At 51.3% G+C, this 1,150-nt stretch carries 1 protein-coding gene; it reads left to right on the forward strand.

The genetic code is table 11. The features are described from left to right. Positions 1-87: 87 nt before the first annotated feature. Positions 88-912 carry a biotin--[acetyl-CoA-carboxylase] ligase gene (locus QUA00_RS36715; protein ID WP_333413499.1) on the forward strand — a complete coding sequence of 275 codons (825 nt, stop codon included), beginning with the start codon at positions 88-90 and terminating at the stop codon, positions 910-912. Positions 913-1,150: the final 238 nt, after the last annotated feature.

Consider the following 1,150-nt stretch of genomic DNA (forward strand, 5'->3'; position numbering starts at 1 on the left):
AGTAGGCATTGACTTTTTATAAATATCATCATATTATACTATGCAATATGCGTTTTAGATGCTGAACAGCTTACTACAAATCAAACCTTGTCTGAATTGCCCTTAACTCCCGTGCCCGTAACCCCAGAACCCGATCGCCCAAACCTCGATCACTGGCTACACTCCTTGGATACCTGTCCCAGTACCAACAGTTGGGCGATCGCCCGCGCGGCCCAACTCCACCACGGAGATGTAGTATTTACTAGGCGACAAACCAGCGGGCGCGGCCAACACGGGCGCACCTGGCACGCCCCAACCGGTGTCTTGACTGTTAGTTTTGTACTCGAAAACCTCAACCCCACTCTGTTGCCGGGACTCAGTTTAGCAGCGGGTTTAGCTGTGATTTACGCGATCGAAGATTTGGTTCCCGACTGTCGCGATATGCTGCGCCTGAAATGGCCAAACGATGTCTGGATCGATCGCCACAAATTAGCCGGAATTCTCTGCGAAGCCTCTTCGGGCAATGCTTTGGGTAAAACTCGCGCCGTTGTGGGAATTGGACTCAACCGCTGCGTAGATTTCGCGGCTGCGGGATTGGATGAAAGGGATCTCGGCAATGCGGTAAGCTTGCATTCTATTGCTAGTACAGTACCAGATGAACTGTGTTTGCTCGATCGACTGCGACACTATTTACTCGAACTAGCCGATATGTTTTCTACCACAGACAAGCCAGCCTCCAAGTCCGGTTTAGCGTTACTTTTGCCGGAATTGCGCCGCCGCGATGCGTTGATTGGCTGCCCGGTGGCGATCGAACTTGCGTCGGAAACCATCTGCGGAGAAGCCGCCGGCATTGACGGATGCGGCCGCTTGCTAATATGCTTGGCGGGCGATCGAATACAAGCCTTTACCTCTGGGCGAGTTCGATTAATTTAAGAGTCATTAGTCAGTAGTCATTAGTCATTAGTCAGTAGTCAGTAGTCATTAGTCATATCCTGTCGATTACCCGAAATCAGGTAGGGGCGGGTTCACCAACAATACCTGCCAATAATTGACAATCTCAAAAACCCGCCCGGCCGGGATATTATGGTCAATCGGTTAGAGAGTCGATGGTAGGGTGTCCCCCACCATCTCTCCTACAAAACCGTGCTTGCGACTTTCACCGCACACGGCT

The sequence above is a fragment of the Microcoleus sp. T2B6 genome (assembly GCF_036700475.1).
Taxonomy (GTDB): domain Bacteria; phylum Cyanobacteriota; class Cyanobacteriia; order Cyanobacteriales; family Microcoleaceae; genus Microcoleus.